This window comes from Actinoplanes sp. NPDC051343 (genome assembly GCF_044455125.1).
Taxonomy (GTDB): Bacteria; Actinomycetota; Actinomycetes; order Mycobacteriales; family Micromonosporaceae; genus Actinoplanes.
The window spans coordinates 1-5,223 of record NZ_JBITEL010000045.1 but is presented as its reverse complement, the minus strand read 5'-3'; the positions used below and the strand labels follow the sequence as shown (position 1 = coordinate 5,223).

The 5,223-nt window shown below is 66.9% G+C and carries 6 protein-coding genes and 1 pseudogene; 1 reads left to right on the top strand and 6 read right to left on the bottom strand.

The window, feature by feature from the left end:
• Nucleotides 1-50: 50 nt before the first annotated feature.
• The 3 genes from ACIA5C_RS48555 to ACIA5C_RS48545 all read right to left on the bottom strand — a co-directional run bounded on the left by ACIA5C_RS48555 (nucleotide 51) and on the right by ACIA5C_RS48545 (nucleotide 2,871).
• Nucleotides 51-506 carry a transposase domain-containing protein gene (locus tag ACIA5C_RS48555; protein WP_396068177.1) on the bottom strand — a complete coding sequence of 152 codons (456 nt, stop codon included), beginning with the start codon at nucleotides 504-506 and terminating at the stop codon, nucleotides 51-53.
• Nucleotides 507-679: 173 nt separating this feature from the next.
• Entirely contained in the window at nucleotides 680-1,918 is a 1,239-nt protein-coding gene (locus ACIA5C_RS48550; RefSeq protein WP_396068181.1) for an IS701 family transposase, read from the bottom strand.
• A gap of 560 nt (nucleotides 1,919-2,478) precedes the next feature.
• Nucleotides 2,479-2,871, bottom strand: a complete 393-nt coding sequence (locus tag ACIA5C_RS48545) for a transposase (protein WP_396068179.1) — start codon at nucleotides 2,869-2,871, stop codon at nucleotides 2,479-2,481.
• A 71-nt stretch (nucleotides 2,872-2,942) separates the two neighbouring features.
• On the opposite strand from ACIA5C_RS48545, the gene ACIA5C_RS48540 reads away from it, so the two are divergent.
• Complete coding sequence (locus tag ACIA5C_RS48540) at nucleotides 2,943-3,314, top strand: hypothetical protein (RefSeq protein WP_396068183.1); 372 nt, start codon at nucleotides 2,943-2,945, stop codon at nucleotides 3,312-3,314.
• A gap of 23 nt (nucleotides 3,315-3,337) precedes the next feature.
• Here the strand turns inward: ACIA5C_RS48540 and ACIA5C_RS48535 are convergent, their stop codons facing one another.
• The 3 genes and pseudogenes from ACIA5C_RS48535 to ACIA5C_RS48525 all read right to left on the bottom strand — a co-directional run.
• Complete coding sequence (locus ACIA5C_RS48535; RefSeq protein ID WP_396068175.1) at nucleotides 3,338-3,547, bottom strand: hypothetical protein; 210 nt, start codon at nucleotides 3,545-3,547, stop codon at nucleotides 3,338-3,340.
• Nucleotides 3,548-3,984: 437 nt separating this feature from the next.
• Complete coding sequence (locus ACIA5C_RS48530; protein ID WP_396068173.1) at nucleotides 3,985-4,704, bottom strand: hypothetical protein; 720 nt, start codon at nucleotides 4,702-4,704, stop codon at nucleotides 3,985-3,987.
• A 299-nt stretch (nucleotides 4,705-5,003) separates the two neighbouring features.
• A pseudogene (locus tag ACIA5C_RS48525) lies at nucleotides 5,004-5,223 on the bottom strand (hypothetical protein); the annotation flags it as partial.

Below are 5,223 nucleotides of genomic sequence, written 5' to 3'. Positions count from 1 at the left end.
CCAGATGCATGGCCGAGCCGGATTCACCCTCCTCCGCCACCGGATCCTCCTCAACTGAGATCACCCACGGTCACCACCGAAAGAGCGCCAGAGCCAAAATCTTGACAGGCTCGGTGGGTGCCGTCGATCGCGCAGATCAACAGGCCCTTCCATCGAACGGCATGGGCGGCCGTCGTGGCAGCCGGACCGCGCAACAGATGGAACAAAGCTCGTAGCGGGGCGGCTCCGAGGCGTTGACGGGCCTGACGCAGTGCGCTGCCGGTCGGTGCCGCCAGGCCCAGACCGGTCAGCCCTGAGGTCAGTTTCTGCCAGACCTGCCGATAACCGACCTCGGCGAACAGACAGCCCGCCAGTAACAGGTAGATGGTGACCCGGGCTGGTAGCAGCCGTACCCGCGACTGGGTGGTACCAGTCGCGGCCAGGACGTCGTCGACCATCTCGAACGGGATCAGACGGGTCAACTCACCGAGATGTCCCGGCGCGAACACCCCTGCAGCTACCGTCACCGTTCGAGTTATGGCAATCTGATCAGCCAGCGGAGCTCCAGGTTCAAGGGCGTCTTAGAGTGACCACCCTCTATACCGGAGCTCCGCTGCTTCGTCTCCAAGACACGCTTGACAGCCGCCACCACGCCTTAACTGAACGGCGTTGCGTCTAGTACTCCAGCAGGAGATCTATTTCAGGGTTCGGTGAGGGCTTGGCGGGCGTAGTGGCTGGTCTTGGCGGCGTCTTGGTGTCGTCGGCGGTATATGGACCAGGCGATGACGTCGGCGATGCGCCGGGAAGGTTCGATGACCAGGGCATGGAACAGCCGGCGTAGTTCGTTGACGGTGACCGCGATCAGGCCGTCCGGGCTCGGTGTGCAAAGGGTCGCCGCGGCGGCAAGGAACGCGTGGGCGGCGATGACCAGCGTCGTCCAACGGTGCCAGGCCTTCCATCGGCGGTGCTGGTGCTGATCGAGGCCGAGCCCGGTCTTGGCCGCTTGGAAGGATTCCTCGATGCTCCAACGGCGGCCGGCGACGGTGACCAGGTGGTGCAGGGCAACGGTTTCGGGGCTCCAGCAGCGGTAGAAAGCCAGCTCGCCGGTGGTGCGGTTGCGACGAATCAAGAGCCAGTGGTGTCCGTCGTGCCGGTCGACGGCCAAGGGCAGAGTGACGAACGCCCAGTCGTAATAGCGGTGCCCTTTCGCGCCGTCGCCTGCGGACATCCGTTGCCACGCCCGCTTCGGCAGGCCGGCGGCGATCTGGTCAGCACGGTGAACACCGAGGCCGGTCGGTGCTCGATGCGAGCAGGCAACGGCCAAGACGTAGCCGAACCCCTGCTGTCGCAGTGCCGTGGCCAGAGCCGGGTCACCGCCGTAGGCCTCGTCGCCGGTGACCCATCGGCAAGGAAGGCCGCCGGCCACCGCGGTCTCGATCAGGCGGCGGGCCAGCTGCGGTTTCGTGGCGAACCCGACTTGCTCGGGCACCCCCGCCTGGGCCCTGCGTTGCGGGTCGTCGGACCACGATCTGGGCAGGTAGAGCGCGACATCAATCAGCGCGTGCCCGAGCGCGGAAGCGTAGGTCAGATGGACCGCGAGCTGACAGTTCTCGATCTTCCCGGCGGTCCCGGAGTACTGCCGTTGAACGCCGACGGTGTCGCGGCCCTTCTTCAGGTCACCGGTTTCGTCGATCACCAGGATCGCGTCGGGATGACCCAGTCGGCGGGCCACGAAATGCCGCACGTCAGCGCGCACCAGGGCGTCGTCCCAGCTGGCCCGGCCGATCAGGTCTTGCATCGCGCCCGGGTTGTCGTCACCGGCATGTTCGGCGATGGTCCAGCAGTTCTTGCTCGGTAGCGGCGCCAGCAGGCCAGACACGAAGTCCCGGACCCGCCGTCGCGGTTCCGGCCGAGAGAAGCGTGTCTCGATCGGGTCCATCAACTCGCCGAACAACGCAGACCATCGCCGGGCATCTACTCTGTAGGCGGCAGCCACCGCCGCATCCTGTTTGGTCCTCACAAACCTCAGGCTCGACGGTGGCTGCTTGCCGCCTACGGACAAAACCACACGTCACCGCGGGTCAGAAATGATCTCCTGCTGGAGTACTAGCGACAATCTTGTGGTTCTTTGATGGATTTTGACCATGCCGGATCGCCTCGCGTGCGGTTGGCGAGTTGCGGCGGGCGCCGGGTTTGAATCCGGTGGCGACTCCTATTGGTCGGTTGTTCGCTCGCGTTGCCGCGCGGGTGGTGGCGAGGTGGCAGCCAGACTTACCTATGGCCGTCGGACGAGATGTGCGTCCGCGACATGATGATTGATCGGGTGGCCCCCTCGGCTGGGGTGCGGCCGCTCAGTCTCATTAGGCCGTCCGTGGTCACCGTCGGGGTGGGCGGTGGTGGCACGGTCTGACAAGTGCGTGCGCGGAGCTGGCCGCGGTGGTGCCCGTCATCGGTGACTGCGGACTGCCGGTCCTCGTTGCGGGGTGACCGCGTCGTGGCTCAGCGGGCGATGGTGGTCGGTGCGGCGGGCTGAGCGATGACGGTGAACGCGTCGTCGCCCAAAGCGTCCAGGATGTGAGTGGCGTGCCGGACGATCCGGCGGGCCTGCGACAGGCAGGCCCGGTTCGCGTCGTAACGCTCTTTGACGCCGGTGTAGTAGCCGTAGCCGGGTGCGCACGGGCGGGCGGAGGTTTTCGCGGCTTCGAACAGCAGCCAGCGCAGTACCTCCGGTCCTTGCCGGGAGATCTGGCCGGGGCTGCCTTTGCCGTCGGAGGAGTGCACGGTGATGTCGAGGCCGACGAACCGGACTGCCTTGCGCGAGGAGGAGAACCGGCCGGCGCCGCCGAGCCAGGCGCACAAGGCCAGCGAGCTGAGCGGCCCGACGCCGTAGATGTCATGATCAACGCCCGGGTGCCCTTGACCCCGCGGGCGGTGGACAGCAGCCGCCGGCGTAGCCGCTCGAGATGATCGGCGAGGGTGTCCATGATGGCCAGTGCGGTGTTGACCTGGAGCCGGCCGACGACCGACAGTTGCTCGTCGATGATCGCGTGGAGCCGGGCCCGGTCGCCGCGGACGATTCCGGCCTGCCCGGGCGCGGTGGTGCCCTGGTGGAAACACACCGATTGGATCCGTTGCGCCCAGCCGGTGTGCTGGGTCCGGAGGTCCTGATAGAGCTCGAGCAGCGCCCGCCATTCCGGGACCTGCTCCGGCGGGATGTAGCACTCAGGCAGCCGACCGGTCGCGAGCAGTTCCCGCAGGAGCTTCGCGTCGGCCTTGTCGGTCTTGGCCCGCCGTTTCGGGCCGCGCAGCGCGGACGTTTCCGCCGGCTCGGCTAGGTGTGCGGTCACGCCAGCTTTACTCATTTCTTCGACGATGTAGCGCCAGCCGGTGCAGCCTTCCATCGCGAACGCCACCGTCCCCACCGCCGGGTCGAACCGGGTCGCCAGTCGGCCAGGTGTTCCCGGTCGGCCGGCGCGATCCGGCCGTGTTCCCACTTGTCGTTCTGCTCGTCGACCCAGTCGAATGTCAGCTGCTTCCGGTGGATGTCCAGGCCGCCTACGATCGACATTTGGGACCTCCTCAAGCTCCGTGACCATCGATGTCCAACGCAGAAACTGCGTCTGAGCTGAGGAGGCCCCCCGAATCTGTTGGCCGTCAAGACCACGAACGGCGTACACCTCGACTCAACCCACCGACCGCGACCGGCCGATGCATGTCATCTCAATTGCCGCGGATAACGATCGCTGCCGCCGCCGTCGTCAAAGCGTGTCCGAGCCGGCCGGCACCCGGCAGGGTTGAGTTCGTGCGCGGCTACGCTGTAACCGGCCGGGAGCGCGCCACCAGCAATATGCTCCCGGCCTCGCATGCCGCATCGCCTGGCCATGTGTCCGTTCCTGCCCGAGTCGGGCACTCACCGGTAGTCGGGGCAACCCGCGGGAAGAGGTGGGAGCCCGGAGCGGCAGTAATCTTCGGCCGCTCTTCGTCCTCGCCTACGGCTGGTGCGGTTCAAGCCTTCTTCAGCCGACCGACCGGGATGTCGAATCCCTGTTCGCGGAGCTGGTTGGCCCAGTTGCCGATCGTGCCGACCGACTTGCCGTACGTGGCGGCGAGTGCCTTGAACGAGCCCACGGCAGCGAGGTCAGTAAGGAACTGCTCACCGGTGGGCCGCTCGGTACGGCGTCCGGGCGCTGCCTGCGCCGGGGTTGCGGCGGCCGGCGGTTCAGCCGTCTTGGCGGAGCGCCGACCGGTGGCCTTCGCCGCTCGGGCGCGTTTCGGCCGCAGGGCCGGCGCCGGTGCCGCCTCGGACTTGGAGCCCGGTTCGAGGGCGCCTTGAGGTTCCCGCTTGGGCCCACGCTGCTCGACGGGCGCTGCCGGTGCTGCGATTTTGCTGTCCGGTGCCACCGTCGCGTTCGCTGTCGACGCGTCCGCGCGGTCATTCGCAGAAGCGCCATCTACCGGCACGTCGGCGACCGCTGTCACCGGCGCCACGGGCTCCTCTGGAGCCTTGGGGACGCCATTGGGATCCGCGAGTGCCGCTGACAACCAGGCCAGGACCCGTTGTTGGGCGCTCGGGTCGAGCGGGGACAGCAGCTCGTAGGCAACCTGCATTGCCTGGAGTTCTTGCAAAGCCATGCTTTCTCCACCTTCAATGTCGCGGCCCAGGACAGCGGCATCGTGACGCCGCACGCGAGAAGCAGTGACCACGCGGATGAGCAGCGCGATCACGCCTTGAATGGATGATCACATATACCGCGGAGTACGCGTCAGGCCGGGTCTACCAACCGAGGAATACGATGTCGCGTGCGCCTGGAGGCGACTCGCCCATGGACGTAGTTCGGAGGCCGGGCATAGCGATAGCCGCGTCGCACACGAGTGCACGAATTTAGCCGCCAAGCGTGCGCGGCAGCCTGGGGAGGCGATCGCGCATCGTGAAGCGTGCGCAGGCTGCGCGCGCTCTCGCGCCGTCGAAGGTTTGTTCGGAAGGTAGTCGGCGATCAGTTGGGTCACCGGGCGAGGCTGCATTTTCAGGGGGTTGGGAAGGCGATGACTTTGTCGGGCATCGCCTCGGTGCCTTCCTGCAGGCTTCTGGTGTCGGTGGCGGGTTCCGGCGGTGTCGACGGACCAGTTGCGGCACGTAGGACGGCGTTGGCTAGTACGGCAGCCGCCGTTCGTGAGGTGACCTCGGATCCCGCAGGAACGAGGACGGCCACCGCATGATCGTCTGTGCGTTGTGGACACAACATC

Bases quoted from the DNA above. Each gene is read 5' to 3' on its own strand.
- ACIA5C_RS48540 (WP_396068183.1), top strand. From the start codon at position 2,943: ATGATCGGCGAGGGTGTCCATGATGGCCAGTGCGGTGTTGACCTGGAG.
- ACIA5C_RS48550 (WP_396068181.1), bottom strand. From the start codon at position 1,918: ATGGACCCGATCGAGACACGCTTCTCTCGGCCGGAACCGCGACGGCGG.
- ACIA5C_RS48535 (WP_396068175.1), bottom strand. From the start codon at position 3,547: ATGTCGATCGTAGGCGGCCTGGACATCCACCGGAAGCAGCTGACATTC.